Below are 26,551 nucleotides of genomic sequence, written 5' to 3' on the forward strand. Positions count from 1 at the left end.
TTTTAAATAAATTCTTATGCAATAAAAAAACCCGCTATTTGGCGGGTTTTTTATTGCTTATTTTTTAATCGCCGTTGCTTAAAAAATTCACTCAGCATTGCGCCACATTCTGCGGCTAACACACCGCTAAATACTTCAGTATGATGGTTCAGCTTTGGCTCTGCCATTAAATTCACCACGCTGCCACAAGCGCCTGTTTTAGGGTCGCTCGCACCATATATTAACCTAGCGATTCTGGCATGTTGAATTGCACCTGTGCACATCGCACATGGCTCTAAAGTCACGTAAAGTGAGCAGTCAACTAAGCGGTAATTGCCTAAACTCTTAGCGGCATCACGTAAGGCGGCTATTTCTGCATGGGCTGTCGGGTCGTGTGTATCAATCGGCGAGTTGCCTCCGCGACCAATCACTACACCATCTTTCACAACAATCGCGCCTACCGGCACTTCGCCAGCAACGGCGGCTTCTTGCGCAAGTGCTAAAGCTAGCTGCATGTAGCGCTCATCAGGGGTTTGTTGATCTGTATTGATTGAGTGTGAGGTCATTTTATTTTTAGGTTTTTTACTAATTGTTTGAGCAAGCTTAGGGTTTGTTGATTAGGTGCATTGGTTATATTGCTACTAGCTTGATGTTTAGCATATTGCATTGACGAGTATAGCGCTGATATTTCTAGTATTTCAATGGCTTGATTTGGTAAGGCTTTAGCGGCACGATTACCAAAATCAATTGCACCTTCATGTCTTAATTTAGTTACACCAGCTTTAGAGAGTTTCTTCAAAAACTGTTGGTAGATTTTGTTTGTTGGATTTAGCACAACGCCGCCGTTATTGCGCAGCAATAAGTAGCTTACAAAAAGCATCAGGGCAATCATAGTCGTGACTAATATCAGACCGATATCTTCCCATGCGATATCTTTATTGATCAGTTTTTTGAGCAGCGCGAGTTGCTTGTCTTGGTCGTAGCCTAGTACCCATTGATTCCATCCGTTATTGACTGCATCCCAGTTCATGTAGAGATTTTTCAGCACTGGGTAATCTTGACGTGAGAGTAACGGTAATAAATTGGAATCTGGTAGTGCTGTACCAATTCCGAATTCTATGCGGTCTGGAGATACAGCCGAGGTAGGGTCTACGCGCACCCACCCTTGATCTTGTATCCAAACTTCCGCCCACGCATGCGCGTCAGATTGGCGAACGATAAGGTAATTGCCATTTGGGTTGATTTCACCGCCCTGGTAGCCTGTAACGATGCGTGCGGGCACACCTGCGGCCCGCATCAAATAAACAAAGCTGCTGGCATAATGCTCGCAAAAGCCGCGTTTGGTATTGAATAAAAAATCATCAACGGGTTCTTTGCCTAGTCTTGGTGGCGCAAGTGTATAGACGAAGGTTTGCTCACGAAACATTCTGAGTGCAGCTTCTACAATTGCCGTAGGCGACTTATTCTCGCTGACCCATGTGGCAGCAAGTTGGCGCGTTTTAGGATTCTCGTCCTCTAGCAATTGCAACGCCAGCGTGCGTTCATGCTCACTTAGTTTAGCGCCTAATGTGTAATGCAAGTATGAATGCCCCTGATAGCGAATGCGCGTGCGAATAGGCTCTTTGGAAAGCACCTGCATATCATGCTTGATGTGAGCTTCAGCTGGCAATGTGCTTGATGCTATATCGGGTAAATCAAGCATTAGCAACCAGTTGCGATTATGTGGCTCTAGCGTGATGGTGTAATCAGTCGCTTCGCCTGAAGTTTCTATGGTTTCCGTAGGTAAAGGAATGTTGTCGCTAGTCATTTGCCAGCGCCGACCTTCTTGATGCCACAACACTGGGCCGCGCCAGTAGAGCTGATTGTTTGCCGGAATCGCAGATTTGAACTCAACACGAAAAGCGATTTTGCTAGATAAACTGAGTTGACTGATATTGCCAGGTTCCATGCTATCTGAAAGCCCAGTCATGCCGCTGTAAGCATCTTGTGGAATACCCCAAATTGGACCTGGAATACGTGGAAACAGCACAAACAACACCAACATGATAGGCGTAGCTTGCAGTAGTAGTTTACCTGCTAGTTTTGCTTGAACTTTCCATATCTGTGGGCTGATGGTAGTTTGCTTAGTTTGATGGCTCACACTAATGAGACAAGCTGTAAGGCCTATCAATGCGAGTAAGACTGCCAGAAAAACCCAGATGGCTTGTGTAAAAAGTAGGATGTTAACCGTGAGAAAGTAACTTAACACTACCATCACCACAAAGTCGCGCTTTGTTCTGGTTTCAAGTAATTTCATTGAAATCATGACGGCTAATAAGCCAACACTTGCATCGCGTCCAAACAGTGAGCCATAGGTGACTAAAACTGCGATACCACCAGCAATCGTGAGCGGAAAGCGCAGCCACAGTTTGGGGTAAGCCCAGTTATTTTTTTCAATTAAATAACGCCAAATTGCAAATACCACAAAACATGCAGGCACCCAGTTTTCCAGATTAAATGCATATAGCGTGAAGGTGATACTTAACGAGAGCAGCAACCAAATAATGGCTTGCTTGCTAATGTTAATTTGTGCCTCCGTTTGACTAGCCATTACATGAGCGCCAATGCGGTTAAACATTGATGGTAATGAACATCGCCAATGCTAGGTTGAATGCTGAGTTGTGGTAAACGTAGACCGTATCTCAAGTGCTGTGCGTCAGCATCTACCACCCAACGCGTGAGTTGGCTGATGCGTAATTCGATATTGTTGCCAGTCGTTGCATTAAAATCTAACCACAATGTAGAGCTGGCTTCCCCCTGAAATTGCTTAACCAGCAAGCCTTGTTCGCGGGAGGATGCTTTCCAATCGACGCGTTTAGGCGAGTCGCCAAACTGGTAATTGCGATGCCCCGCAAAATCATCGTCACCTTGCGTGGTTGATAATTGTCCAGTGGCGCCATCGGCATCTGCACTAGGTAGTATTTGACTGCGCAAGCTTGGGTTGGGGTATATCAGGCATTGGTTTGCCGTTTCAGCATATGCCCAAACATGAAAGAGTGACACAGGAAATTCGGTGCTAAAGGTAATGCGAGGCGCTTTTAGCCATCCGCGCTTTTGGCTGCGTAAAGATAACCTAAATATGCTTTCATCAAGTGCAGGAACATCTTGAATATCAGCTTCTTCATCTGCAAATTTTGCAAAGATGCTGAAGCGGGCACGATTGCTATCATCAATGACAGCCAGCTCGAACACTGCTTGTTGGCCTGCAAATACAGGGTTTGCGCGTTTCGCTTCGATTTTTAAATGAGCTAAATTACGCCAAGTATGTAGCATGCTGATTAAGCCTAATCCAGTTAATAAAAACGTGATGGCAAAACCTAAGCTGATGGAATAGTTGATTGAACCTGTGAGTAGGCCTATTAATAACAGGCCATACATCCAGCCAAACCGTGTCGGTAATATGTAAATATGCCTGCGGCTTAGCGTAGTGGTTGAATCTATGGCGATAGCCGTGCGAAACCAAGTTTTTGGCGAGCTGAGTTTAAAGTCGGGCTTGAGACTGGACTCACTCGATAGGTTTAAGCTTTCTGCCATGCTGAACGTCAAGCTTAAACAGTGACAGATTTTAGCAGTTGGGCGATATTATCTACGCTACCTGTCAATGTGCTATTGCTGACCAATCGGTGACCCGCCACACTTGGCAATATGGCTTGAATGTCCTCTGGAATGACATGGTCGCGACCATCCAACATTGCCCATGCTTGTGCACACTGTTTTAAGCTTAAACCTGCACGAGGTGACAAGCCTGCATTGAATTGTGCAGATTGACGTGTGTATTTTAGAATAGCTTGCAAGTAATCGAGTAGCGCATCCGAAACATGAATGTCGTGACAAGCAGCTTGTAGCGTTTGTAACTGTTTGGCATCAATCACGGGGCTTAGTTTTGCCAGTTGCTCACGACCGCCATTGCTTTGTAATAGTTTGCGTTCAGAAGCTGCATCTGGGTAGTTAATGGTAATACGCATCAAAAAGCGATCTAGCTGCGACTCTGGTAATGCAAAAGTGCCGATTTGAGAACTCGGGTTTTGCGTGGCAATCACAAAAAATGGTTGGGGTAGGGTGTAAGTGACTGCGTCTATTGTCACTTGAGCTTCTTCCATCACTTCAAGTAATGCACTCTGCGTTTTGGGAGTGGCGCGATTGATTTCATCGGCTAATAAAACATTGGTAAATATTGGTCCGGGGTGGAATTTGAAATTGGCGGCATTTCTATCGTATACAGAAACGCCTAGCACGTCGGCAGGTAGTAAATCGCTCGTGAATTGTACGCGTTGAAATTGTAGACCAAGTACTTGCGCCAAAGTATGCGCCAAGGTGGTTTTGCCCATACCAGGCAGATCTTCAATAAGTAAATGCCCTTTAGCCAATATGCAGGCTAGAGCAAGTTTGATTTGTTGCTCTTTGCCTAGAATGACTTCACTGGTTTTGGAAATAATGGCATCTGTTATTTTTTTCATGTGTGTAATTCAAAAAAGAACTCAAAACATGATAATACAGATAAAGCTTAATTAAAACTTAGGCAGCTATTAACTTACTTAAAAACATAACCAATATAATTCCAATAAGGGTCTCGACGATTAACGCTTACATCAGTAATTCGTCTAAAGTCAGTTGTTTTAACTTTTCAATCAACCATTGCTGAGCTTTGCCGCCTTTATTATGCCAAGCAAGGTAGCTAGTGATTTTTGGTTTAGGCTCAGCAACCGCTTTTATCACTAACTCACCGGTGGCTACATGTCGTTCAGCCATTCTTTTCGGTAAATATCCCGTACCTAAACCTGCAACCTGCGCCTGAAGTTTAGCTTGCATATCAGGTACTGATAACACTTCCTGACCATTAATGATGCCTGAAGTTTTTGGCTCTAAGCTACGTGAGCTATCTGACGCAGAAATTGCTCGATATTGTTTGAGGTCAATGTTTTGTAATGGCTCTGCTATTTGTGCCAATGGATGGTTGACCGCAACCGCATAATGAAATTCCAAAATGCCGATCGCTTTAGTTGTATAACTACCTGCGTGCGGACCTTCACCTGGCGCGCCGACTGATATTGCCGCACGGCCAGAGACTAAAGCATCCCAGCTTCCACCGTACACTTCTCGTATCACTTTTAGACGTGTGCCAAAATTTTGTGAGTAGAACTCATCTATTACCTTATATAGCGCATCTAAGGTGAATAGTTCGCTAATCGCGATAGTCAGCTCAGTTTCTACCCCACTTGCAACGAGCTTTACGTGAGACTCAAGCTCGCTTGCGGCATTAAGTAGATAACGCCCTTCACGTAAAAGCTCGGCGCCAGCTTCGGTAAGCTCAGCTCTATGCCCGCTGCGGTTGAATATTGCGACACCTAAATCTTGTTCTAACTTACGTACTGTATACGTAATAGCAGATGGCACGCGGAATAAGGACTCAGCCGCAGCAGCAAAGCTTCCTTTGCTTGCAATAGCGTCTAGTACTTCTAGAGATTCTAAAGAGATTTTAATAGTCATAATAATCATTATAGTAGTTGAATCTAATAGTTGAATAGCTATATTTGCATCAAACTTTTTGAATTAGATATGCAAAAATAACCGCTATTAGGCGAAAGGCAACTCACTTATAGTACTTATGTAAATACTCATATGCGCTTAGATGGCTTGTTTGTGGGCTTTGTATGGATTTTGTCTGGTGTTTTTTTAGTGAAAAAATTAAAAATAAATGATGCATAACATTAATTAAAATCAAACTTCATGAAAGAAATATTATGAAACCGAGCCCAAATAACACAAAACTAAGAAAATCTTCTGATCGAGGCTATGTTCATCAGGCTTGGTTAAAGAGTTATCACTCATTTTCATTTACTGGTTATTACGATCCTGCGTATATGCACTACTCCGTATTGCGTGTGATTAATGAAGATGTATTTGCGGCAGGGCGGGGTTTTGGCATGCACCCGCATAAAAATATGGAGATTATTACCTATATGTTGCAAGGTGAGTTGCGACATGCAGACAGCTTGGGTAACACTGCTGTTATTAAAGCTGGTGATGTACAGTGTATGACAGCAGGTACAGGCATTGTGCATAGTGAAATAAACGCTTCTGAGACCAATGCGGTACATTTATTACAAATCTGGATATTTCCGGAACGTAAACTATTAGAGCCTAGCTACAAAGATCAGCACTTTACCCAAGCTCAAAAGCAAAACCGTTGGTGCTTGATTGTCTCTCACGATGGCCGTGAGAACTCGCTTAAAATTCACCAAGACATTTCACTTTTTACCACATTGCTGGCTGAGAATAAATCGTTGGACTACATGCTACCCGCTCATAGAAGCCTTTATATTCAGCTTGCCAGTGGGGAGATTGAAGTTTGTGGGCAGCATTTATCAGCGGGTGATGCGCTGATGGCAGACGGTTCAAAGGAATTTACATTTAAGGCGTTAACGCAATCAGAAATACTTTTGTTTGATCTGCCTATTCATCATTCAGTGGATATTATGCAGCAGTAGTGAACGTTGTTATATATCGGCTGGTCAAATTTCGCTAAATTGGTAAGTTGAAAATAACTTTTTTGACTGATTGAACTAGCGAGGCGAACATGAAAAAACATCTCTTAAAAATATCGGTTTTACTCGCATCCATGATGCTTTCTAGCTTGGTCATGGCTGATCCTGATACTTATCGTATCGACAATACCCATAGTTTTGCAAATTGGACGATTCGTCATGTCGCGTCTAAGACATCTGGCACTTTTAGTGACGTGAGTGGTAAGTTGATAATTGATTCAACCAATTTAGCAAACTCCTCAGTCATGGCGAAAATAAATGTACTCAGTGTTAATTCCAGCCATGCTAAACGAGATGAGAATATCAAAAAGAAAGAATACTTAGACGCGGCTAATTTTAATCTAATGACTTTTATGAGTACAAAAGTTGCTGTGAGTAGTTCTTCTAGCAGTGCGCCTGCCGAAGGGATATTGACTGGAAATTTCACTATGCACGGTGTGACTAAAGAAATATCCTTTCCATTTAAAATATTAGGTTTCGGTTCAGATCCATGGGGCGGCTACCGAGTGGGCATTGAAGCACATACTATGATTAAAGCATCTGACTATGGCTTTGGCTGGGCAAGCAAAGCGGGCGCGCCTATAGGTGACGACATTGAAGTCACCTTGTTAATAGAGGGCGTTAAACAGCCTGCAGAGATTGTCATCAAGTAATCATTTCTAAGTAATATCCTTCGCGTAATTGATATCGCACATTCACAGCAATCATATGGAGAAATATATGGCATTAGATTTATTCAGCCCAGTCAGTTTGGGTTCAATTGCATTAAAAAATAGAATGGTGATGGCGCCATTGACGCGCAATCGTGCAGGTGAGGGTGGCGTACCGCAAGCCATTAATGTGGCCTATTATGAACAACGTGCCACTGCAGGCTTAATTATTACCGAAGCTACACCGATATCAGCCATGGCGCATGGTTACCCAGCTTTGCCTGGTATATATACAGATGCACAAGTTGCGGGCTGGAAAAAAGTCACTGACGCAGTCCATGCTAAAGGCGGAAAAATCGTCTTGCAATTGTGGCATGTAGGCCGTATTTCGCATCCAAGTTTACTGCCTAATGGTGTGCTACCCGTTGCGCCATCCGCCATCAAACCAGCAGGTAAAGCCTTTACTTATCAAGGTTTGGTAGATTATGTAGAGCCGCGCGCATTAGATGCCAGCGAGCTTGCAGACATCGTTGAGGATTATGTACACGCGGCTAAATGCTCACTCGCTGCAGGTTTTGATGGAGTGGAAATACATGCTGCCAATGGCTATTTGCTAGACCAGTTTTTACGTGATGGTACGAATAAACGTACAGATAATTATGGAGGCAGTTTTGAAAATCGTGCTCGCTTGTTGATGGAAGTCACCAAAGCGGTTGTTGACGTTGCTGGCTCAGACAAAGTGGGTATTCGCATCTCACCAGTTAATCCATTCAATGATATGCAAGATAGCAATCCTCAAGCCTTATTTAATTATGTGGTAGGCGAACTGAATCAATTTAATCTTGCTTATTTACATGTGCTAGAGGGTGGCGTACATGGCGGGGGAGTCGCAGATCCATTTGATTTTGCAGCATTACGTCAACTGTTCAAAGGCGCTTACTTAGCTAATTTAGGATATGACAAAGCGCGTGGTAACGCGGCAATTGCTAACGGTCAAGCTGATGCGATTGCTTATGGTGTACCGTTTATCGCCAATCCAGATTTAGTGAAACGCTATAAAACGGATGCTGCACTCAATGAAGCAGATTCAAATACTTTTTATGGTGGAAGCGAAAAAGGTTACACTGATTATCCTTTTTTAAACGCCTAATTTGGAGTAAAAACCTTCATGCACAATCCAGCAATCACCCAAGTCGACATTGATAAAACCCTAGCTAACCGTTGGAGTGGTCGTGCCTACGATGCTGCAAAACCGGTTAGCACAGAGCAGATTACTGCCTTGCTTGAAGCGGCTCGTTGGGCACCATCTTGCTTTGGGGATCAACCATGGCGCTTTATTGTGTGGGATAAAAATACAGATGCAGCCGCTTGGCAACAAGCGTTTGACTGTTTAGCACCAAGTAACCAAGCTTGGGTGAAAGATGCCTCTGTACTTTTACTAGTGTGTGCGGGTAGTTTGTTTAACCATAATCAGCAACCTAATCGTTGGGCGCAATATGACACTGGTGCAGCGGCCGAAAACCTATGCTTACAAGCTTCAAGTATGGGTTTGATGGCACATCAAATGGGCGGTTTTAATGTGGATCTAACACGTGAAAAATTCAGTATTCCAGCGCAATTCACGCCTATGGCGATGGTTTGCGTTGGTTATGCTGCAGATATTGCAACGGTGACTGGCGAAGCATTAGTACGTGAAACTGCGCCACGGTCACGTCGCCCATTAAATGAATTGTTTTTTGCCAATGGTTGGGATCAGCCTATTAATAAATAGGTTAGCTAACTTTAAATACTTGATTAACTAGCATTTTAGGGTTTAGTTAAAGCCGACTGGGCTTAACTAAACCTGCTAGGTCTGCTAAAATCTAGTCTGATAGTTACAAATTATTTACAAGTTACTTAAATCATCAAATTAATCAATTAAATTTAGGATCTAGTCATGGCGGTTGTTGCACTCAACAAAGAAAATTTTAAAGAAACAATCGAAGGCAATAATTTTATTATTGTTGATTTTTGGGCACCATGGTGTGATCCATGTATAGCATTTACGCCAACATTTGAAGCTGCTGCTGCAAAAAATCCTGATATTGTATTTGGTATGGTGAATACTGAAACAGACCCTGAAATTGGTGAGTATTTTGAAGTGAATCAGATTCCAGGTGTTTTGGTCATTCGTGAGCAAGCTGGTATTCATGCGCAAGTCGGTGAAATTGGCGCGCCAGCATTAGACGCAATTATTCAATGGGCACGTGATTTTGATATGACAGAAGTGCGTTCTTATTACGCAGAGGAAGCTAAAAAAGCTAACTAGTGGTAAATCATAGATTAAAATAAAAAAAGCGGCTCTAAGCCGCTTTTTTATTAGCTGTGTAGTACGTTGTTAGAAAGAACCTGTCGTAATTAATCTGAACAAATAATATGCGCCAATGAGCATCATCACATACATCGGTACATCACCACTTTTCTTAGTTTCAGATTTACTTCCAGAACTCATCCAGCGATTAAGCAGCCACAACACAAAAATAATCACTGGAATCATCATCATACTTGTAGTGGATTCAAATAATTTACCCAGTATTTTTTTTAGTATGCCATCATCACTAAAAAACTCCATGGCAATCCCAACAATACCAAGCAGCATCAGGCCCATACGACCCATTGCAGCTAAAACACCCAACTTACTTTCAGGGGCAATATCCTTATTTTTGAGGTATTTATTCGGATCTACCTTATCATTTGGTTTCTGCTTGGCCATATTGAATTCCTTAGTATTTAAAGCTTATCAGTTTGAGTTTTAACTAAATCAATGTTAATTAGAGGCTAGATATTTACTTGGATCCACCGATTTACCTTGGCGGCGAATTTCAAAATGTAACTTTACTGAGTTGCTGTCAGTATTGCCCATTTCGGCAATTTTCTGACCGCGGCTCACTTGCTGACCTTCTTTAACCAGTATTAGACTATTGTGCGCGTAAACTGATAAGTAATTGGCATTATGTTTAATGATGACTAATTTGCCGTAACCGCGTAAATCTGAACCGCTGTAAATAACTTTGCCAGAGGCGGCAGCAGTAATTGCCTGACCTGTGCTACCACCGATATCAAGCCCTTTATTGCTCGCCTCATTAAAGTTTGCCACGACCTTACCTTTAGTTGGCCATGCCCAATCAATATCTTCGCTTGAATCAACGCTTGATTTTACGTCAGAGTTTGGTTTTACTTCGGCACTCGGCTTGGTGTCAGATGTGGACGCGACGACAGGCTTAGTTGTTGGCGTAGTTGTTACAGCTTTATCAACAGGTTTCTCAGTGCCTTTGTCAGCGGTTTTTTCAATCGTTTTAGCGACAGGTAAAGGTTTTTTAAGCGCTTCTTCGCTGTAAGGTTCGCGCATGGCTTTAGGCTCAGTAATCGCGACTATGATTGGCGCTTTAATTACTGCACTCGTAGTCGTAGTAGTGCTGGAGCTAGCCTCTGTATTGATTGGCGAGATTTCGACGCCATCGTTAGTGGTTGTTGAAACAGGCTTTGTTTCAACCGTGGCTGATTTATCTTTTAAGGCGTTAAATTTGAGCGTTTGCCCAACATTGATATTGTAAGGCGCGCTAATATTGTTAGCCTGAGCAATATCTTTATAGTAGTAACCAAACTCAAGACCAATACTAAATAGCGTATCACCTTTTTTAACAACGTAAGTATCTGGTCGCCAATCACCTGTTTTGTACGTAGGTCTATTGGTTTTTTTCGCAGTGTTTACATTATTAGTTGCGCTTGGCTTGCTTGTTGGTAGTCGATCAATGACTGGTGCTGGAGGGGTGCTGCTACAGCCTGCAAGGAATGCAAAGATGATTAAATATAAAGCGTTACGCATCGTTATGATGTGCCCCCGAGTAAAGGCACAAACTTTACTGGCTCGAGTTTAGTGTGGCGATAATCTTTTTGAGTATGTCGCTCTACAAGGTATAAGATTTGCTCATCGGTGCCCACAGGAATCACTAGACGCCCACCAACAGCGAGTTGATCTAATAAGTCTTGCGGCATATGGCTGGCGGCAGCGGTGACGATGATGCCATCAAATGGTGCATATTCTGCAATCCCTATATTGCCATCAGCATGACCTAACTTAACATTCACACATTTGAGTTCACGCAGATGGCCGCGTGCTTTCATCACCAAAGGGCGAATCCGTTCAACAGAGTAGACTTCTTTAGCAAGCTTGGACAATACCGCGGTTTGATAACCACAACCAGTGCCAATTTCCAGTACTTTATCGAGCGGTTTGCCATTACGTAGAATCTCTGACATGCGCGCCACGATGTAAGGCTGTGAGATTGTTTGACCAAAGCCTATGGGTAGCGAAACGTCTTCATACGCACGAATCGACAGCGCTTCATCTACAAAAATATGTCTAGGTGTACTTCCAATCGCTGAAAGCACAACTTCATCTTTAATGCCTTGTTCGCGCAAACGCACTAACATACGGTCACGCGTGCGCAGAGATGTCATGCCTATACCTGACTGGGTTGGAGGTCTTGCGAGAGCCACTATTAGTTCTTTCCTGCGTTATTCTTTTCAGTACTGCTAATATCGAGGTTAAGCCAGTCTTTGATTTCCGTCAGCTGCGCGTGGTTGGTTAAGTCTACTTGAATCGGTGAGAGTGAAACTTTGTTATTCGCCACTGCGTAAAAATCAGTACCTTCGCCACCGTCATTTGGCTGACCAGCGGCGCCTACCCAATACACCGTTTCGTTCCGAGGTGTTTGGAGTTTTATCACAGGCTCAGCTTTATGACGTTTACCTAAACGAGTCACCACGCGACCTTGCAGCTCGCTATATGGAATATCGGGTACGTTAACATTTAACAATGTGGCTGATTTAAAGCCGACTTTTTGGTAATGCTGTACTAGCTCAACGGCTACTTTCGCCGCAGTTTCAAAATAGGTGGAATTATGTTGTGACATCGAAATTGCAATCGACGGAATGCCAAGTAAATAGCCCTCCATAGCTGCAGCTACAGTGCCTGAATATATCGTATCATCGCCCATGTTAGCGCCATCGTTAATACCGCTAATTACCATGTCTGGCATGGTATCCATTAAGCCAGTCAATGCAATATGAACGCAATCTGTTGGAGTGCCATTGACATAAAAAAAGCCGTTTGCGGCTTTTTTTACACTGAGCGGTCTATCTAATGTGAGCGAATTACTCGCGCCGCTTCTATTTCGCTCGGGGGCAACTACTGTGATATTGGCAATCTTAGCAATGTGCTCAGCTAAAATGTTAAGGCCTGGCGCAAAATAACCATCGTCGTTGGAAAGTAGTATTTTCATGCGTAGCTTGTCGCTAAAAGAGTTTTCATATGCAAATTATAGTGTAAGACGGGCTGTTTAGTACGCGGCAACGCTAAAAAATGCTTGAAAACGGAAAATGCCCGAAAAGTAGCAAGTAATTGAGGATTAGCCTAGTTTTAAAGCGCCGTTTTTTAGCTAAATCTCAATATTTAGTCAGTTAACTACAAGCTACTTCTTTAAGGTCAGCTTCAGGGAATTCAGGTTTTAGTTTTTTAAGCTCAATAACTTCAGTGTCTGTTAGCCTGTTAAATTGCAAGCTTGCGTGTCCTTTGCCTTGGTTGCGCAAGGCTTTTACCACCTCTTTAACACCTTTGGCTTTCAATTCATTCAGTAAATTGGTGGCGAGTTGCTCATCTTCAAAAACGCCAAATGAAATGGCATTTCTCCATCGGGCATCTTGCACAATATACATATCTTGAATGCCTAGCGCTTTTAATTCTAGCGCCTTAGCTTGCGCTGCTTCCACTGATTTTAGTGGCGGCTTATAGACCCAAAAACGTTTAGCTTCTAGCGAAGATTGTTCTTTAATCGAAGTTTGTATTGATAAATTTGATACAGCGGTTTGTGCACCCGTCAAATTGGCGGCTGAAAATACGCCCCATTCATAGCATGTTGTTTTAGCAGGTGTTAGCACAGGCGCTGGGGTGGCGATTGTTGCGGCTGCGGCATCTAGGGTCGGAGGTGTAATGGCTGCTAAGGTTGGTGCAGTTGCAGCAGCGCCTTTTTTAGGTAGGGCATCAATCTGTTGTTGGGTCACAATGCTGATTTTTTCAGGGTGTATGGCGAGCAATGCCGCTTTTGGCGCGCTAGGCAAAATAACGTCTTTATTAAAATAGGCCAGTAAACCTACGTTAATCAATACTAATAACCAAACCAACTTTTTCATTACTTTTCACTCTTCGTAAGGTTTTCAGGCGCAAAGTTATCTATCAAATACAAACCGCGTAAGACCAAATTATCTACGATTAATGCAAGGTTTGTCACGTCACTCAAAAGATTATCTTTGATGAGCTGCGCGTTGCCACCGCTAATGAAAATATAGGGCGCTTGTTTATCGTCAGAGTTGAGTGCAGCAAGCGCAGTATGCATTTGCTTGATTGCACCACAAGCAGCATTAATGGCACCAGCGCGCATGGCGTCAGCAGTATTTTTGGCAAAAATATCTTGATACTGGTGTATTACGGATGGTATTGATTTTTCTTTATGGAGCTTGGGTAATTGTGCAGCAGCTACCCCTAAACTTTGCTGCATTAAGTAGATGCCAGGCAAAATCATTCCACCGATAAACTCACCTTGATTGTGATTGTTTACCAGTGCATCTATAGTCACTGCGGTACCCGCATTCACCACCACGCAAGGTGCTTGTTTAATATGCCAAGCCGCGACTAGTGCTGCCCAACGGTCGGTACCGAGTTTTTCTGGTTGATCATAACGGCTGTTTACGGCGCATTCACTGGCTTTTGCCGTTATCCAGTGGGTAGGAATGTGTTTCGGCAGTATTTCTTCAAGCTGTTTTTTGATGTACTCACCAGCCACGTTTGAAATGATGACACGTGCAGCAGCTGGTAATTTTGTGTGCACGATTTCAGCGTTCAGGCAGGCGCCGTTGACTAGCAGCGTGCCGTTCGTGTCAAATAAGCCCCACTTAACGCGAGTGTTCCCTGCATCTATGGCTAATAAATAATCCATTTTATGACGCTCGCAAACTAATCTCGCCCGATGAAAAGCGTTGCTCACCAGCGGCTGTGCTCACTAATAAGTTACCGTCTTCCGCCACGTTAACGACAATACCTGTCGTTTCGCGACCATCGGGATGTAACATCCTGACTGCTTGTTGATGATAGGCATGGTAGCTCGTCCACTCATCGCGCACGCTCGCAAAGCCGCGTTGTTCAAAAGTGCTGAGAACGTCAGTTAGATGTTTCAATAATTCGCCAAGCAGCAAATTGGGGTTGATGGGTGTTTGCGTCACGCTAGCTAAATCGGTGGCGGGCTGATCAATTTGTTGTTTGATGCTTGCTGGCAGATTTAAGTTAATGCCCACACCAATCACCGCAACGCTTGGGCCTTCCATATCGCCTTGCAATTCAATCAAAATCCCTGCTAATTTTTCGTGGCCAATTAGCACGTCATTTGGCCATTTGAGCTGCGCCTGCGTTACACCAAAGTGATGCAGAGCGCGAATTAAGGCAATACCTACCGCCAAACTCAAGCCAGATAAACCAGCCGCACCACATTGAAAGCGCCATAACAGTGAAAAAGTTAAACTAGCGCCCAAGCCCGCTTGCCAAGTGCGACCACGTCTGCCGCGACCGTTGGTTTGTAAGTTGGTAGCCACGCAGTTGGCGTGCGCTTGCCCCGTGCTTAGTTTCTTCATCAAATAGGTATTGGTCGAATCTAAATGGTCGTGAATCTCCAATTTAAGCAAAGAACTTTGTGGTCCCATTGCGCTCAATATAGCTTGTTCATCCAGTAGCGTGACTGACTGTGGTAGTTTGTAACCGCGTCCGCGCACTGAAAAAATCTCAATGCCGAGTTTTTCTGCGTCCTGAAGTGCATTCCACACCGTGGCGCGAGAGACTTTTAATTGCTGCGCAATGGTTTCACCCGAGTGAAATTTGCCATCGGTGAGCAGTCTTAAAATAGGGAAAGTAAGTTCGTTCATAACGGTGAGAAGTTTAGCACAAGCTCAATTAAAGTAAGTTATAGCAAGTTGAGGCAAGGCGCGCTTCAACAGTGTAAAATAAGCATAATTATTTCGACTTCAAAATTTAAGTTAAAAACATGTCATCAGAAAAAGCACCCATTCCTTTAGGCTCTAATTTTATTCGAGCGATTGTAGATAAAGACCTTGAACAAGGCGTTTACGCATCACGCAAATGGGCGGGCAGCCCTGGTGATGCGGCGCATCAAGCAACGGGTCAGCCAGACCCAGCCAAGATTCGCACACGCTTCCCGCCCGAACCAAATGGATATTTGCACATTGGTCATGCCAAAAGTATTTTTTTGAATTTTGGTTTGGCGCGTGATTACAACGGCGTGTGCCACATGCGTTTTGATGACACTAACCCAGAAAAAGAAAGCCAGGAATACGTTGATAGCATCACCGATTCTGTTAAATGGCTAGGTTTTGGTTGGGAAAAAACATGGCCAGAAGGTAACAAAGAGTCTAGTTTGTATTTTGCCAGCAACTACTTTGACTTTATGTACCGAGCCGCTGAAGCGCTGATTGAAAACGGCCATGCTTACGTGGATAGCCAAAGCGCAGAAGAAATGCGCATTAACCGCGGTACACTGACTGAAGCAGGTAAAAACTCACCGTGGCGCGACCGCACTGTGGCGGAGAATCTTGCACTATTCCGCGAAATGCGCGATGGAAAACATGCTGATGGCAGTTTGATTTTACGTTCTAAAATTGACATGGCATCGCCTAATATTAACCTGCGCGACCCAGCCATTTACCGTGTGCGCCGTGCGCATCACCACAACACTGGTGATAAATGGTGTATCTACCCAATGTACACTTTTGCGCACCCGATTGAAGATGCGCTTGAGCAAGTCACGCACTCTATTTGTACCTTGGAATTTGAAGACCAACGCCCATTCTACGATTGGCTATTAGAGCGCCTTGCCGAAGCTGGCTTGCTAGCGCATCCGCTACCAAAACAATACGAATTTGCGCGTTTAAACCTCACGTATGTGGTGCTGTCAAAACGCAAACTCATTCAATTAGTAGAAGAAAAACACGTGAGCGGTTGGGACGACCCACGCCTGCCAACGCTTGCAGGCGCGCGTCGCCGCGGCTACGTGGCAGAAGGCTTTAAACTGTTTACCGACCGCATTGGCGTAAGTAAAGCAGATTCATGGATTGACTATTCAACCTTTGAAGACTGCATGCGCGAAGTGCTAAACATCAATGCAGAGCGCCGCATTGCCGTGTTAGACCCAATCAAGTTGGTCATCGACAATTATCCAGCAGACCAAGTGGAAGATTGCTTTGCACCAAACCATCCGCTAAAACCAGAACTAGGCAAACGCGTAGTGCCGCTCACCCGCGAACTATGGATAGAACGCGAAGACTTTATGGAAGTACCAAGCAAAGGCTATTTCCGCCTCACGCCAGAAGGCATGGTGCGCTTGCGTTATGGCTACGTGGTGAAATGCACTGGTTGTGAAAAAGATGTCGATGGCAACGTCACCGTAGTGCATTGCGAATACTTGCCAGATACCAAATCAGGCACACCGGGTTCAGACAGCGTAAAAGTAAAAGGCAATATTCACTGGGTTTCTGCTCAACACGCTTACGAATGCGAAGTGCGCTTATACGACAGACTGTTCAAAGAAGCGCATCCGGGTGAAGGCGATAGAGATTTCTTAACTGACATTAACCCAAACTCAGTCACCGTCATCACCGCGCAACTAGAACCAAGCTTAAAAGACGCTAAAGCCGAGGACAGCTTCCAATTTGAGCGCCATGGCTACTTTGTTGCAGACAAAAAAGACAGCGTGACTGGTAAGCCTGTGTTTAATAGAACGGTGACTTTGAAAGATGCTTGGCAGAAGTAAGCTTTAATTCATTATGATTTATAAGGTGAAAGAATGAATTCAGAAGACTTAAATAAAATTTCCTTATCGTTGAGCAAACGAGCAGAAAGTAATGATGACGAACATTTAGCTCGAACTTTTGTTTCAGTCGGAAATATTCCAACACTTTTAAGTAACAACGATTCGGCAATTATATTTGGAAGAAGAGGAACAGGAAAAACTCATTTGTTGTCGTTCATAAATAAGACAATACAAGATAGTGGTTCAGTCGTTATATCTATAGACATGCGAACTATAGGTTCATCTTCTGGACTTTATGCTGATAGCAGTATTCCTCTACCAGAACGAGCAACTAGGCTTCTTCGAGACACTGCAAATGCTGTATATGACAGAATAATAGAGTCGTACACAAATCCCGGTACACAGAAGTATGGTATAGATATAGTAAAAGCTATTGATAAATTAGCCGATGCCGCCGCAGAAGTTAAGGTTGAAGGTCAAGTTAATAATGAGATTCAGGCTATTACCTCGTTGAATGATGAGGCGAATTTTGGAATAGGCATTAAACTCAAAGCTGCCCCGCAACTAGATCTTAATTTAGAAGATAAACTTGTTACCACAGAGTCACAAACTACAAAGCGAGCTGTTACTGGTAGGGCAATAGCAAGAATTAATTTTGGTAGTCTCTCTGCCTCTGTTAGTAATATCGTTGCAAATATGCCTAATAAAAGGCTTTGGCTACTTCTCGATGAGTGGAGTGAAGTTCCTATCGATCTTCAACCATATCTGGCTGACATGATCAGGAGAGGCTTTTTATCTGTAAGAGGGGTTACTGCAAAATTTGCAGCGATTGAACATAGATCATCGTTTCGTAAGGTAAGTGATGATGGTTTAATGAGTGTTGGAATTGAACTCGGGGCAGATGTGTCAACAAGTCTCAACTTAGATGACTATATGGTCTTTGAAAATGATCCGCACGCAGCCAGTGAATTCTTTTCAGAGATGCTATTTAGACATATGAAAGCATCGGCAGATAAAGATGGTGTTGAATTCGATTTAAAAAACCGAGCAGAGCTTGTTAACTCTATGTTTACACAAAAAGATGCTTTTGATGAGTTTGTGAAAGCTTCAGAAGGCGTGCCTCGAGATGCAATCAATATTCTTTCAAAATGTGCGTTAAAAGCGAACAAAGACAAAATTAGTACACCAACAGTAAGAGACTCTGCAAGAAATTGGTTTATGTCATCAAAACACAATGATGTATCTAGTAGAAATAGTGCATATAAGTTACTTGAATGGATTGTTCAGGAAGTAATTAAAGGCAGAAGGGCGAGAGGATTTTTGCTGAACGTGAAATCCCGGGACTCATTGATAGACTTTCTGTTTGACAATCGAGTGATTCATCTGATTAAGCGAAGTATTTCCTCAAAAGAGGAACCAGGAGAAAAGTTCAATGCTTTTACTCTGGATTATGGATGCTATGTTGAACTAGTTAACTCTTCAGCTGCACCTAGGGGGCTTTTTGAGGCAATTGAGGAGGAGGCAAATGGAGCGAATAAATTTATAGATGTGCCGCAAACAGACTACAGATCAATAAGACGAGCAGTTTTGAATTTGGATGAATTTTATTCAAAAAACTTAACAGTTTAATCTGATGATTTCAGTTTCAGTCGATAAATCTAAAGCTTACCGCCTCGTAAACCACGGCCCCACCATCCTCGTTTCTGCTCGCCACAATGGCAAACAAAACATCATGGCAGCGGCGTGGGCTTGTGCGCTGGATTTTGATCCACCTAAAATCACGGTGGTGATTGATAAAAGCGCTTACACCCGCGAGTTGATTGAGGCTGCTGGTACATTTGCCATTAACGTGCCATGTGTGGCGCAGGTGGATATTGTGCGCAAAGTGGGGACGACTTCTGGACGTGAATTGAAGGACACTGACAAATTCGCCGAGTATGGTTTAGAGATTTTTTCTGCGACTGAAATTGATGCGCCTTTGCTAAAAGGTTGCGTGGCTTGGCTGGAGTGTAAGCTGATCCCAGAGCCGCATAATCAAAATACTTACGATTTATTTATTGCTGAAGTGGTTGCGGCGCATGCAGATGAGCGTGTTTTCAGTGATAGTCATTGGCATTTTGAAGGTCATGATGAGCTGCGCACCATACATCACATTGCGGGTGGGGCGTTTTTTGCAACGGGCGAGGCAATTCAGGCTTAGGCATCCATCATGCAGCAAACACCGCTCCTCATTGCTACTCTTAAAAAAATACTAAAAGCTAATAACGTAACTTACAAAATCTTGGCGGATAAGCTAGAAATGAGTGAGTCGAGCATTAAGCGTATTTTTGCTGAAGAGAGTTTGTCTTTACAGCGTTTAGAGCAAATTTGCGCGCTGATTAATATAGATTTATCTGACCTAGTGCAGATGATGAACCGCGACAAACCGCGCATTAGCGAGCTAACCGAAGAGCAAGAAAAAGTCGCAGCGGCGGACATGCGTTTGCTAGGCGTAGCTTTTTTGGTGGTGAATGGTTGGGCGTTTGATAATATTCTGACGCGCTACCCAATCAACGCCGCGGACTTGGTGCATTATCTCTTGGTGTTAGATAAATTACGTGTGATTGATTTAGAGCCTAACAACCGAATTCGTTTGCTGATTTCCCCTAATTTCTCGTGGCGCAAAAATGGGCCGATTCAACGTGCTTTAAGCCAAACTGTACAAAAAGACTTTATGGAGGGTGATATTGAAAGCGCTGGCGGTCAGCAACAGTTCGTGTCTGGCATGCTATCTGCCGCTTCTCGCGATGAGATTTCAAAACACTTAGATCGCTTAAGCTTGTTGTTTAATGAACTTAAACATCAAGATCAACGTTTGCCGTTGAGCCAACGCACAGGCTTTAGCATGGCCACCACACTGCGGCCGTGGCGTGATGGTTTATTAGAATCCATGATTAAAAAGCACGAAAACCAATAGCTTTAACTCACTTCACTACTTATTTCACCAGAGCGCGCATCGTGTAGCTCTCCTTTTGGTATCAAATTTCAATACTTTAACTCGCCATCGTTGTGGTTAAAGTATCTTTTAAATAAGCTTCAATCTCCCTCATTTAACTGAGTTTTGAATTGGAGTGTTGAAATGCTTATTGCCATTAAGGCCTTATTACTTACGTTGCTGGCTGACTTTGTTTCTGGTTATATTCATTGGCTAGAAGATGTGTACGCGAAGCCCGGTATGCGTTTTATTCATCAAATTGCAGTGGATAACCAATTGCATCACACGCGTCCACGCGAGTTTCTTAAAAAGAACTGGTGGCAGAGTTCGTGGGATATTGTTTTAGCTTGTGCGGTGCTGATTGCAACTGCTTGGTGGTTTAACGTTCTTAGCTGGGAAATTGTGCTGTTTTCAGTGTTGATTACCAATGCCAACCAAATCCATAAATGGTCGCATCAAAATCACTCAGAAAAACATGCCATTGTGAAATGGTTGCAAACGATGCATATCTTGCAAGGGCCGCGCCAGCACGGTAAACACCATAGTGGTGAGAAAAATACGCATTATTGCGTAATGACAAACATGTTGAATCCGCTTTTAGAAAGGATACGCTTTTGGCGTGGGCTGGAAAATTTACTCAGCTTTACTTTAGCTTAACGTAATTTAACGAGTCGCTCCCTATAATGGTTTGCATATCGAGAGGTCAGCAGCATTGCTTAAGTTGACCTAATCAATGAGGAGTCATCATGAAAAGCAAACAAATACACGTTAAGTCTTTATTAGCCGCTGTATTAATTTCTGTGGCAAGTATGAGTTTATCCAATAGTGCATTGGCGGATTCATTTCCGTTTAGTGCAACACCAAGTCCTGCAGTTAGTGCTATCAAAGTGGCGCCGACTTCATCGCCACAAAAGCTGAGCGTTAAGAATGTTGATGTGGATGCGTTTAGCTTTCCATTCTTGCAAGGCGTAGCGCTTACAGCAGAGCAACGAGGTGTGTTTTCACAAATTTTAAATAAACAAATGCCAGTGATTAGTTCAAATATTGAAACTATTGAATATGCACGTGGTTTGCTACGTGATATGGCGCTAGCAAAAACTTACGATGAAACGATTGCCAATATTGCCGCTGATAGTATTGCCAATGGCACTGCTAAGCTAGCGGTATTACAGGCAGAGCGTGAATATCAAGTGTTGGCTTTGTTAACACCAGAACAAGTGAGTGAATTAAGAAAGTAAAACCAAATGTTGTTTTAAAGTTGTTGATATTAAGCTGATGTACTTTAGCTTACACCTATCCCCTTGAGTTAGCCTTAATAAGCTGCTCCTTCGCGCACCTAGTCGTTTTAGGTGCGCTTTTTTTGCCAATTTTTGATGAGTAAAGCTAACATTTTATTGCAGGCTGGCATTACAATGGTTTGATATATTCATTTGTAAAGCATCACTAGATTATGAAAAAACCTCGTTTACTTCGCCGTAAAAAACATCGTGTAAGTAAAATTGGCTTACCGCCAGGTGCGCTGGTTTATGTAGGTAATGCCGATACTAAAAACTTAGCCAAACCTAAAGTCAGTAAGATTATCTATGATGCTAGTGGTTTGGTTGAATGTGAGTTATCGAGTGATGACCTCACCAACTTTAAACGCGATGACACCAAGAAGGTCTGGCTCAATATACATGGCGTACATGATGCGGCGTTGATTAAGCAAGTGGGCGACTTGTTTCATTTGCATCCCTTAGTGATTGAAGACATCCTTAACACCGAGCAACGCCCGAAAATTGATGAATTTGATGAGTATATTTTTTTAGAAACGCGGCTGTTTTATTATCATGCAGAGAGCATGTCGACTAGCTCTGAGCAAATTAGCTTGGTGCTAGGGCATAACTTTCTACTGACATTCCAAGAGCGCTCAACGGGCGCATTTGAGCCCATACGTGAGCGTTTACGCGCAACCCGTGCGCCGATTCGAGATTTAGGTGTGGATTATCTGGCCTATGCTTTGTTGGATAGCATAGTCGATCGCTATTTCAGTGTGTTGGAAGAAGTGAGTGACGCGAGCGAAATTTTAGAGGAGCAGCTTTTTAAAAGCCCAACGAATGCAGAGCTGCACAGCATTCACCAACTCAAACATTCCAGCATTGAATTGCGCCGCGCGGTATGGCCATTGCGTGAGGTGATTAACAGTTTAACTCGCAATGAAAAAGGCTTTTTTAAGCCTGCCACCATGCCGTATTTGCGGGATGTTTACGACCATACCGTCAATTTCATTGAGTCGCTAGAGTCGATACGAGACACTTTGAGCGGCATGATGGATATCTACATGGCAAGTGTGAGTCAGCGTGTTAACTTAGAACTTCGCGCCTTAACCGTAGTGGCCATGCTGTTTATGCCCGCTACCTTGATTGCAGGTATTTTTGGCATGAACTTTAGGCATATGCCTTGGACTGACCATGACAATGGTTTTTGGTATGCCCTTGCCATTATGACGGGTATTGCGCTAGTGATGATTTTGATATTCTGGCGCAGGCAGTGGTTGAGTAGTAAGTCCTAATTTATCATCTCTATTTTTTGAGATGAGAAATGATTAACCTTTAATCAGCGCTGCATACTTGGCACGAATCTTCGCCGCTTTCGGTGCTGCAACAGCCATGCAGTAAGGATTTCCAGGATTTTTATCAAAATAATACTGGTGATAATCTTCGGCTGGGTAAAATGTCTCGGCGCCGTTAATTTGCGTGACGATTGGTGCGCCATAAACCTGTGCTTCATTAAACTCTGCAATCATTTTTTCAACTGCATCATGCTGTGCTTGATTCTGGCAGAACACTGCTGAGCGATATTGCGTGCCTATGTCATTGCCTTGGCGATTAGGCGTAGTTGGATCGTGGCTGACCAGGAACACTTCTAACAAAGTTTCAAAGCTCACCGCATCTGCATCAAAACTAATTCTAATGCCTTCAGCATGGCCTGTATCGCCATTGCAAATGGCTTTGTAAGTTGGGTTGGTCGTATGCCCACCAATATAGCCAGATTCAACTTTACTTACGCCTTTTAGCTGGCTAAACACTGGCTCGGTACACCAAAAACAACCGCCTGCGAAAATTGCAATTTGCTCATTACTCATGATACGTTACCTTTAAAGTTATTTTTATCTCGTTAAAATTGACTGGTTGTTAAAACTTATTACAAAACTGGCTAGCTCAATAAACACTTACTAATCATACGGTTGCTAAATCTCTCTTACTTGTATTATTTCAGCTATAAGTCGGATGTAGTCTAACTGGACTACTTTTAAAATTCTAAGCGGTAACAATTCACCTGTAGTTTGTATGTACTTTGAAATTAAGTTTATCAAATCGTTCAACATTCAAACTATAGGAATCGCAAATGCAAAAACCATTGTCACTCATCGGGTTAGCAATATTATCCTTAATCACAGTTCAGGCAAATGCCGCGGTGTTAATTACTGAAGTCGCGCCTTGGGGTAGTGGTAATGCCCCTTATGCTACTGACTGGTTTGAACTCACCAACACAGGCTCTTCTGTGGTGAATATTTCTGGCTGGAAAATGGACGATAACTCTAACTCTTACGCTTCGGCTACTAGCCTTACAGGCATTACCAGCATTGGTGCTGGTGAATCAGTCATTTTTACAGAGAACGCTGCTAATGCTAGCTTTCTAAGTACTTGGTTTGGTACAAATATACCTGCAAGTTTGCAAATTGGTAGCTATACAGGTTCTGGTGTTGGTTTAAGCGCTTCAGCTGATGCTGTGAATATTTATAACGCTAGCGGTGTGTTACAAGCCAATGTCACCTTTGCTGCATCTGATGCGATTGCGCCGTATCAAACTTTTGACAATGCTGCGGGCTTGAACAACGCTGCAATTTCTACCTTAAGCGTGGTGGGTGTAAACGGTGCGTTTGTAGCGTCAAACGATGTGAGTGAAATCGGATCACCAGGCAAAATTGCAGCAGCCGTGCCTGAGGCCGACTCTTACGCCATGTTGTTGGTTGGTCTTGGCTTAATGGGTTTTATTTCACGTAGACGTAAAGGCTAATTTATCATGAAAATATCACAAGTTATTTTTGCGCTTGCAGCTACTTTTTCTGTCTCTGCGCAGGCTGCAAGCTCCATCAATTTAGCTAATTACAGTGTAAGTGGTACATATGCACTCGATATTTTAGGTGGTGTAGGCGGGTCAATTTCTGGCCTTGAAGGTTCTGCAATCACTTATGCTCAAGATCGCAGCTCACTTTTCTTCGTTGGTGATGAAGGCACTGGTGTTATCGAGATTTCGAAAACGGGCGCAACGCTTGGCAATAACTTCTTCGATTGGACAGGTACTGGCAGCACCAAGCATGATACTGAGGGGCTAACGTACTTAGGTAATGGTCAATTAGTTGTAGGCGAAGAGCGTTTGCAAGACGCTTATAGCTTTAGTTATGTGAATGGTGGAACGGTTACACTAAAAAATAACTTCGTGTCTATGAGCAATACCGCGGTTGGCAATAACGGCATGGAAGGTATTAGCTACGACTCACGTAACGGCAGTTTTGTGACGATTAAACAACAATCTCCAGAGGATGTTCTTTCTGGAAACCTGACTTTTGCTGCTGCAACAGGTATTCCACCAAGCACTTCTGGTGATGGGTCATCACCAGCTGGCGGTGGTACTTCAACGGTGACTAATTTGTTTAACCCTGCTTTATTGGGTTTATCAAGTCTATCTGACGTGCAAACCCTATCAGCAGTGAGTGCACTTTCTGGAACATCAGGTGCGGACAATTTACTTTTCCTGAGTTTAGGTTCAAAAAAACTTGTTGAAACTGACCGTTTGGGCAATATATTAAGTAGCTTTGATCTTTCAACGGTCTTGCCGCACAATGCCATTGAAGGCGTGACTATTGACGAAAATGGTACGATCTATCTAGTGGCTGAGCAAGTGCAAGATGCAACAGCACTGGCTGGTGAGAAGTCACAGCTGATTGTACTCACCTCTACCGCACCAGTGCCGGAGCCAGAAACATACGGCATGCTTTTGGTTGGATTGGGGATTATGGGCGCAGTAGCTCGTCGTAAAAATAAACAAGCTTAAAGTGCGTTTGTATTAGAGAGAGTATTAAAAATGGGAGCTTAGGTTCCCATTTTTTTAATACTATTCTTTAAGCGCTAATAAATCAGCGTATCATTTTGCGATGATTGTAATGTTTAATAAACCATGTCCTTAAACGCGTTATACGTAGATTTCAACTCTTACTTTTCCTCGGTAGAACAACAGCTGCGGCCTGAGTTACGTGGCAAACCAGTAGGGGTGCTGGCGGTGATGGCCGAGACCACGTGCTGTATCGCCGCGAGTTATGAGGCTAAAGCGTTTGGTATTAAAACAGGCACTTTGGTGAAAGAGGCACGAAAGCTATGCCCAGAGATGATTTTCGTAGAAGCTCGACCATCCGCCTATGTGACGTTTCACCATAAACTGATTGAAATCGTGGAAAGCTGCACACATGTAGAAAAAGTGCTTTCGATTGATGAAATGGTCTGCAAGCTCACTGGTAGTCAGCAACTACCTGTAAATGCACTTAAGCTTGCAGCCAAAATTAAGCGTGAGATCAATAAACAGTTTGATTTTATTCGCTGCTCAATAGGTATTGCGCCAAATACATTTTTGGCAAAAACTGCATCGAATATGCAAAAGCCTGATGGTTGTGTGTTGATTGAGCAACATGAGTTGCCACAGCGTTTGTATGGTCTGAAATTGCGCGCTTTAAACGGCATAGGCAAGCAGATGGAAGCGCGATTGAATCGCTTTAAAATCACTACGGTTGAGCAATTGTATGCGGCAAATCGTCAGCAGTTGCAGTCTGCGTGGGGTAGCATAGAGGGTGAGCGCATGTATGACAAACTGCGCGGCTTAGAGCCTCATTACGTTAAAAATGCGCGTAGTAGCTTGGGGCATTCGCATGTGATGCCGCCAGAGCAGCGTAATACGGCAGGTGTGAAAGCCGTGTTGCATCGCTTGCTGCAAAAAGCCTGTATGCGTATGCGTAGTTATGATTTATTGGCTTCAAGAATTAGCGTGAAAGTAAAATTCCGCAATCAACCTAGCTGGAGCCCAGATAGCGCGATTTCACCTACAGATAACACTTTACGTTTGATAGAAGCGCTCGAAGCCTTTTTGCAGCATTATCCACAAACTAACAATGAACCGTATGCAGTTGGCGTATCTTTTTCTGGCTTAGTGACGGCAGATGAAGTAGCGCGTGATTTGTTTCAAATCGAGCCGCTAGAGAATGAGAAAAAGCTTAATAAAGCCATAGATACACTCAATCTCAAGTTTGGTAAAAACACCATCTATTTTGGAGGCGCGCATGATGCCTTAAAAGATGCGCCTATGCGCATTGCTTTTAACCATATTCCAGACTTAGTGGTGGAGGGTGATGGTGATGACTAA

General features: G+C 43.4%; 28 protein-coding genes. 15 read left to right on the forward strand and 13 right to left on the reverse strand.

Annotated features, from left to right (window positions below; all coding sequences use genetic code 11):
• Nucleotides 1–50 precede the first annotated feature (50 nt).
• The 5 genes from tadA to PSU72_RS08690 form a co-directional block, all read right to left on the reverse strand.
• Nucleotides 51–545 (reverse strand): tRNA adenosine(34) deaminase TadA, encoded by a 495-nt coding sequence (gene tadA / locus PSU72_RS08670; RefSeq protein WP_300431937.1) that lies wholly within the window; start codon nucleotides 543–545, stop codon nucleotides 51–53.
• On the reverse strand, nucleotides 542–2,569 hold the full coding sequence (locus PSU72_RS08675) for a DUF3488 and transglutaminase-like domain-containing protein (protein WP_300431939.1): 2,028 nt from the start codon (nucleotides 2,567–2,569) through the stop codon (nucleotides 542–544). The genes tadA and PSU72_RS08675 overlap by 4 nt, the downstream gene beginning before the upstream one ends.
• Nucleotides 2,569–3,552, reverse strand: coding sequence for a DUF58 domain-containing protein (locus tag PSU72_RS08680; protein WP_300431940.1), 984 nt, complete (start codon nucleotides 3,550–3,552; stop codon nucleotides 2,569–2,571). Before PSU72_RS08680 ends, PSU72_RS08675 begins: the two co-directional genes overlap by 1 nt.
• A 14-nt stretch (nucleotides 3,553–3,566) precedes the next feature.
• Nucleotides 3,567–4,475, reverse strand: coding sequence for a MoxR family ATPase (locus PSU72_RS08685; protein ID WP_300431941.1), 909 nt, complete (start codon nucleotides 4,473–4,475; stop codon nucleotides 3,567–3,569).
• A gap of 127 nt (nucleotides 4,476–4,602) precedes the next feature.
• Nucleotides 4,603–5,505 carry a LysR family transcriptional regulator gene (locus tag PSU72_RS08690; protein ID WP_300431942.1) on the reverse strand — a complete coding sequence of 301 codons (903 nt, stop codon included), beginning with the start codon at nucleotides 5,503–5,505 and terminating at the stop codon, nucleotides 4,603–4,605.
• A 254-nt stretch (nucleotides 5,506–5,759) separates the two neighbouring features.
• Here PSU72_RS08690 and PSU72_RS08695 point away from each other — a divergent pair, with 254 nt between their 5' ends.
• The 5 genes from PSU72_RS08695 (at nucleotide 5,760) to PSU72_RS08715 (ending at nucleotide 9,521) form a co-directional block, all read left to right on the forward strand.
• Entirely contained in the window at nucleotides 5,760–6,506 is a 747-nt protein-coding gene (locus tag PSU72_RS08695; RefSeq protein ID WP_300431943.1) for a pirin family protein, read from the forward strand.
• An 89-nt stretch (nucleotides 6,507–6,595) separates the two neighbouring features.
• Complete coding sequence (locus PSU72_RS08700) at nucleotides 6,596–7,216, forward strand: YceI family protein (protein ID WP_300431944.1); 621 nt, start codon at nucleotides 6,596–6,598, stop codon at nucleotides 7,214–7,216.
• Nucleotides 7,217–7,283: 67 nt separating this feature from the next.
• Nucleotides 7,284–8,363: an alkene reductase gene (locus tag PSU72_RS08705; protein ID WP_300431945.1), complete on the forward strand. Its 1,080-nt coding sequence runs from the start codon at nucleotides 7,284–7,286 to the stop codon at nucleotides 8,361–8,363.
• An 18-nt stretch (nucleotides 8,364–8,381) separates the two neighbouring features.
• Nucleotides 8,382–8,984 (forward strand): nitroreductase family protein, encoded by a 603-nt coding sequence (locus PSU72_RS08710; protein WP_300431946.1) that lies wholly within the window; start codon nucleotides 8,382–8,384, stop codon nucleotides 8,982–8,984.
• Nucleotides 8,985–9,149: 165 nt separating this feature from the next.
• On the forward strand, nucleotides 9,150–9,521 hold the full coding sequence (locus PSU72_RS08715; RefSeq protein ID WP_300431947.1) for a thioredoxin family protein: 372 nt from the start codon (nucleotides 9,150–9,152) through the stop codon (nucleotides 9,519–9,521).
• A 69-nt stretch (nucleotides 9,522–9,590) separates the two neighbouring features.
• Here PSU72_RS08715 and PSU72_RS08720 read toward each other — a convergent pair whose 3' ends face one another.
• The 7 genes from PSU72_RS08720 to PSU72_RS08750 form a co-directional block, all read right to left on the reverse strand.
• Nucleotides 9,591–9,965: a hypothetical protein gene (locus PSU72_RS08720; RefSeq protein WP_300431948.1), complete on the reverse strand. Its 375-nt coding sequence runs from the start codon at nucleotides 9,963–9,965 to the stop codon at nucleotides 9,591–9,593.
• Between the two features lie 54 nt (nucleotides 9,966–10,019).
• Nucleotides 10,020–11,078 carry a peptidoglycan DD-metalloendopeptidase family protein gene (locus PSU72_RS08725; protein WP_300431949.1) on the reverse strand — a complete coding sequence of 353 codons (1,059 nt, stop codon included), beginning with the start codon at nucleotides 11,076–11,078 and terminating at the stop codon, nucleotides 10,020–10,022.
• A 2-nt stretch (nucleotides 11,079–11,080) separates the two neighbouring features.
• On the reverse strand, nucleotides 11,081–11,713 hold the full coding sequence (locus PSU72_RS08730) for a protein-L-isoaspartate(D-aspartate) O-methyltransferase (protein WP_300432511.1): 633 nt from the start codon (nucleotides 11,711–11,713) through the stop codon (nucleotides 11,081–11,083).
• Nucleotides 11,714–11,754: 41 nt separating this feature from the next.
• Entirely contained in the window at nucleotides 11,755–12,537 is a 783-nt protein-coding gene (gene surE / locus PSU72_RS08735) for a 5'/3'-nucleotidase SurE (protein ID WP_300431950.1), read from the reverse strand.
• A gap of 178 nt (nucleotides 12,538–12,715) precedes the next feature.
• Nucleotides 12,716–13,444 carry a sporulation protein gene (locus PSU72_RS08740; RefSeq protein WP_300431951.1) on the reverse strand — a complete coding sequence of 243 codons (729 nt, stop codon included), beginning with the start codon at nucleotides 13,442–13,444 and terminating at the stop codon, nucleotides 12,716–12,718.
• Nucleotides 13,444–14,247 carry a type III pantothenate kinase gene (locus PSU72_RS08745; protein ID WP_300431952.1) on the reverse strand — a complete coding sequence of 268 codons (804 nt, stop codon included), beginning with the start codon at nucleotides 14,245–14,247 and terminating at the stop codon, nucleotides 13,444–13,446. The genes PSU72_RS08740 and PSU72_RS08745 overlap by 1 nt, the downstream gene beginning before the upstream one ends.
• Before the next feature lies 1 nt (nucleotide 14,248).
• On the reverse strand, nucleotides 14,249–15,223 hold the full coding sequence (locus tag PSU72_RS08750; protein ID WP_300431953.1) for a biotin--[acetyl-CoA-carboxylase] ligase: 975 nt from the start codon (nucleotides 15,221–15,223) through the stop codon (nucleotides 14,249–14,251).
• 119 nt (nucleotides 15,224–15,342) lie between these two features.
• Here PSU72_RS08750 and PSU72_RS08755 point away from each other — a divergent pair, with 119 nt between their 5' ends.
• From PSU72_RS08755 to corA, 7 genes are all read left to right on the forward strand, one after another.
• Complete coding sequence (locus tag PSU72_RS08755; RefSeq protein WP_300431954.1) at nucleotides 15,343–17,124, forward strand: glutamine--tRNA ligase/YqeY domain fusion protein; 1,782 nt, start codon at nucleotides 15,343–15,345, stop codon at nucleotides 17,122–17,124.
• Between the two features lie 33 nt (nucleotides 17,125–17,157).
• Complete coding sequence (locus tag PSU72_RS08760) at nucleotides 17,158–18,753, forward strand: hypothetical protein (RefSeq protein WP_300431955.1); 1,596 nt, start codon at nucleotides 17,158–17,160, stop codon at nucleotides 18,751–18,753.
• A 4-nt stretch (nucleotides 18,754–18,757) separates the two neighbouring features.
• A complete protein-coding gene (locus PSU72_RS08765; protein WP_300431957.1) occupies nucleotides 18,758–19,324 on the forward strand; it encodes a flavin reductase family protein in 567 nt (188 codons plus the stop codon).
• Between the two features lie 9 nt (nucleotides 19,325–19,333).
• Entirely contained in the window at nucleotides 19,334–20,080 is a 747-nt protein-coding gene (locus tag PSU72_RS08770) for a helix-turn-helix transcriptional regulator (protein WP_300431958.1), read from the forward strand.
• Nucleotides 20,081–20,242: 162 nt separating this feature from the next.
• Complete coding sequence (locus PSU72_RS08775) at nucleotides 20,243–20,755, forward strand: fatty acid desaturase CarF family protein (protein WP_300431959.1); 513 nt, start codon at nucleotides 20,243–20,245, stop codon at nucleotides 20,753–20,755.
• A gap of 89 nt (nucleotides 20,756–20,844) precedes the next feature.
• Nucleotides 20,845–21,336 (forward strand): hypothetical protein, encoded by a 492-nt coding sequence (locus PSU72_RS08780; protein WP_300431961.1) that lies wholly within the window; start codon nucleotides 20,845–20,847, stop codon nucleotides 21,334–21,336.
• A gap of 212 nt (nucleotides 21,337–21,548) precedes the next feature.
• Complete coding sequence (gene corA / locus PSU72_RS08785; protein WP_300431963.1) at nucleotides 21,549–22,649, forward strand: magnesium/cobalt transporter CorA; 1,101 nt, start codon at nucleotides 21,549–21,551, stop codon at nucleotides 22,647–22,649.
• Nucleotides 22,650–22,682: 33 nt separating this feature from the next.
• Here the strand turns inward: corA and msrA are convergent, their stop codons facing one another.
• Nucleotides 22,683–23,222, reverse strand: a complete 540-nt coding sequence (gene msrA, locus PSU72_RS08790; RefSeq protein WP_300431965.1) for a peptide-methionine (S)-S-oxide reductase MsrA — start codon at nucleotides 23,220–23,222, stop codon at nucleotides 22,683–22,685.
• A 263-nt stretch (nucleotides 23,223–23,485) separates the two neighbouring features.
• Between msrA and PSU72_RS08795 the strand changes: the two genes are divergently transcribed.
• From PSU72_RS08795 to PSU72_RS08805, 3 genes are all read left to right on the forward strand, one after another.
• Complete coding sequence (locus PSU72_RS08795; RefSeq protein ID WP_300431966.1) at nucleotides 23,486–24,157, forward strand: lamin tail domain-containing protein; 672 nt, start codon at nucleotides 23,486–23,488, stop codon at nucleotides 24,155–24,157.
• Nucleotides 24,158–24,163: 6 nt separating this feature from the next.
• A complete protein-coding gene (locus PSU72_RS08800; RefSeq protein WP_300431967.1) occupies nucleotides 24,164–25,195 on the forward strand; it encodes an SdiA-regulated domain-containing protein in 1,032 nt (343 codons plus the stop codon).
• Between the two features lie 123 nt (nucleotides 25,196–25,318).
• A complete protein-coding gene (locus tag PSU72_RS08805) occupies nucleotides 25,319–26,551 on the forward strand; it encodes a DNA polymerase (RefSeq protein ID WP_300431968.1) in 1,233 nt (410 codons plus the stop codon).

It is taken from the genome of Methylotenera sp., from assembly GCF_029945535.1.
Lineage (GTDB): Bacteria > Pseudomonadota > Gammaproteobacteria > Burkholderiales > Methylophilaceae > Methylotenera.

Excerpts from the sequence above, each read along its gene's own strand:
- surE (WP_300431950.1), bottom strand. The coding sequence starts at position 12,537 with ATGAAAATACTACTTTCCAACGACGATGGTTATTTTGCGCCAGGCCTT.
- PSU72_RS08760 (WP_300431955.1), top strand. The coding sequence starts at position 17,158 with ATGAATTCAGAAGACTTAAATAAAATTTCCTTATCGTTGAGCAAACGA.
- msrA (WP_300431965.1), bottom strand. The coding sequence starts at position 23,222 with ATGAGTAATGAGCAAATTGCAATTTTCGCAGGCGGTTGTTTTTGGTGT.
- PSU72_RS08770 (WP_300431958.1), top strand. The coding sequence starts at position 19,334 with ATGCAGCAAACACCGCTCCTCATTGCTACTCTTAAAAAAATACTAAAA.
- PSU72_RS08725 (WP_300431949.1), bottom strand. The coding sequence starts at position 11,078 with ATGCGTAACGCTTTATATTTAATCATCTTTGCATTCCTTGCAGGCTGT.
- PSU72_RS08710 (WP_300431946.1), top strand. The coding sequence starts at position 8,382 with ATGCACAATCCAGCAATCACCCAAGTCGACATTGATAAAACCCTAGCT.
- PSU72_RS08680 (WP_300431940.1), bottom strand. The coding sequence starts at position 3,552 with ATGGCAGAAAGCTTAAACCTATCGAGTGAGTCCAGTCTCAAGCCCGAC.
- PSU72_RS08740 (WP_300431951.1), bottom strand. The coding sequence starts at position 13,444 with ATGAAAAAGTTGGTTTGGTTATTAGTATTGATTAACGTAGGTTTACTG.
- PSU72_RS08720 (WP_300431948.1), bottom strand. The coding sequence starts at position 9,965 with ATGGCCAAGCAGAAACCAAATGATAAGGTAGATCCGAATAAATACCTC.
- PSU72_RS08745 (WP_300431952.1), bottom strand. The coding sequence starts at position 14,247 with ATGGATTATTTATTAGCCATAGATGCAGGGAACACTCGCGTTAAGTGG.
- PSU72_RS08690 (WP_300431942.1), bottom strand. The coding sequence starts at position 5,505 with ATGACTATTAAAATCTCTTTAGAATCTCTAGAAGTACTAGACGCTATT.
- PSU72_RS08695 (WP_300431943.1), top strand. The coding sequence starts at position 5,760 with ATGAAACCGAGCCCAAATAACACAAAACTAAGAAAATCTTCTGATCGA.
- corA (WP_300431963.1), top strand. The coding sequence starts at position 21,549 with ATGAAAAAACCTCGTTTACTTCGCCGTAAAAAACATCGTGTAAGTAAA.
- PSU72_RS08775 (WP_300431959.1), top strand. The coding sequence starts at position 20,243 with ATGCTTATTGCCATTAAGGCCTTATTACTTACGTTGCTGGCTGACTTT.
- PSU72_RS08800 (WP_300431967.1), top strand. The coding sequence starts at position 24,164 with ATGAAAATATCACAAGTTATTTTTGCGCTTGCAGCTACTTTTTCTGTC.
- PSU72_RS08700 (WP_300431944.1), top strand. The coding sequence starts at position 6,596 with ATGAAAAAACATCTCTTAAAAATATCGGTTTTACTCGCATCCATGATG.
- PSU72_RS08755 (WP_300431954.1), top strand. The coding sequence starts at position 15,343 with ATGTCATCAGAAAAAGCACCCATTCCTTTAGGCTCTAATTTTATTCGA.
- PSU72_RS08805 (WP_300431968.1), top strand. The coding sequence starts at position 25,319 with ATGTCCTTAAACGCGTTATACGTAGATTTCAACTCTTACTTTTCCTCG.
- PSU72_RS08705 (WP_300431945.1), top strand. The coding sequence starts at position 7,284 with ATGGCATTAGATTTATTCAGCCCAGTCAGTTTGGGTTCAATTGCATTA.
- PSU72_RS08780 (WP_300431961.1), top strand. The coding sequence starts at position 20,845 with ATGAAAAGCAAACAAATACACGTTAAGTCTTTATTAGCCGCTGTATTA.
- PSU72_RS08795 (WP_300431966.1), top strand. The coding sequence starts at position 23,486 with ATGCAAAAACCATTGTCACTCATCGGGTTAGCAATATTATCCTTAATC.
- tadA (WP_300431937.1), bottom strand. The coding sequence starts at position 545 with ATGACCTCACACTCAATCAATACAGATCAACAAACCCCTGATGAGCGC.
- PSU72_RS08685 (WP_300431941.1), bottom strand. The coding sequence starts at position 4,475 with ATGAAAAAAATAACAGATGCCATTATTTCCAAAACCAGTGAAGTCATT.
- PSU72_RS08675 (WP_300431939.1), bottom strand. The coding sequence starts at position 2,569 with ATGGCTAGTCAAACGGAGGCACAAATTAACATTAGCAAGCAAGCCATT.
- PSU72_RS08730 (WP_300432511.1), bottom strand. The coding sequence starts at position 11,713 with ATGACATCTCTGCGCACGCGTGACCGTATGTTAGTGCGTTTGCGCGAA.
- PSU72_RS08715 (WP_300431947.1), top strand. The coding sequence starts at position 9,150 with ATGGCGGTTGTTGCACTCAACAAAGAAAATTTTAAAGAAACAATCGAA.
- PSU72_RS08750 (WP_300431953.1), bottom strand. The coding sequence starts at position 15,223 with ATGAACGAACTTACTTTCCCTATTTTAAGACTGCTCACCGATGGCAAA.
- PSU72_RS08765 (WP_300431957.1), top strand. The coding sequence starts at position 18,758 with ATGATTTCAGTTTCAGTCGATAAATCTAAAGCTTACCGCCTCGTAAAC.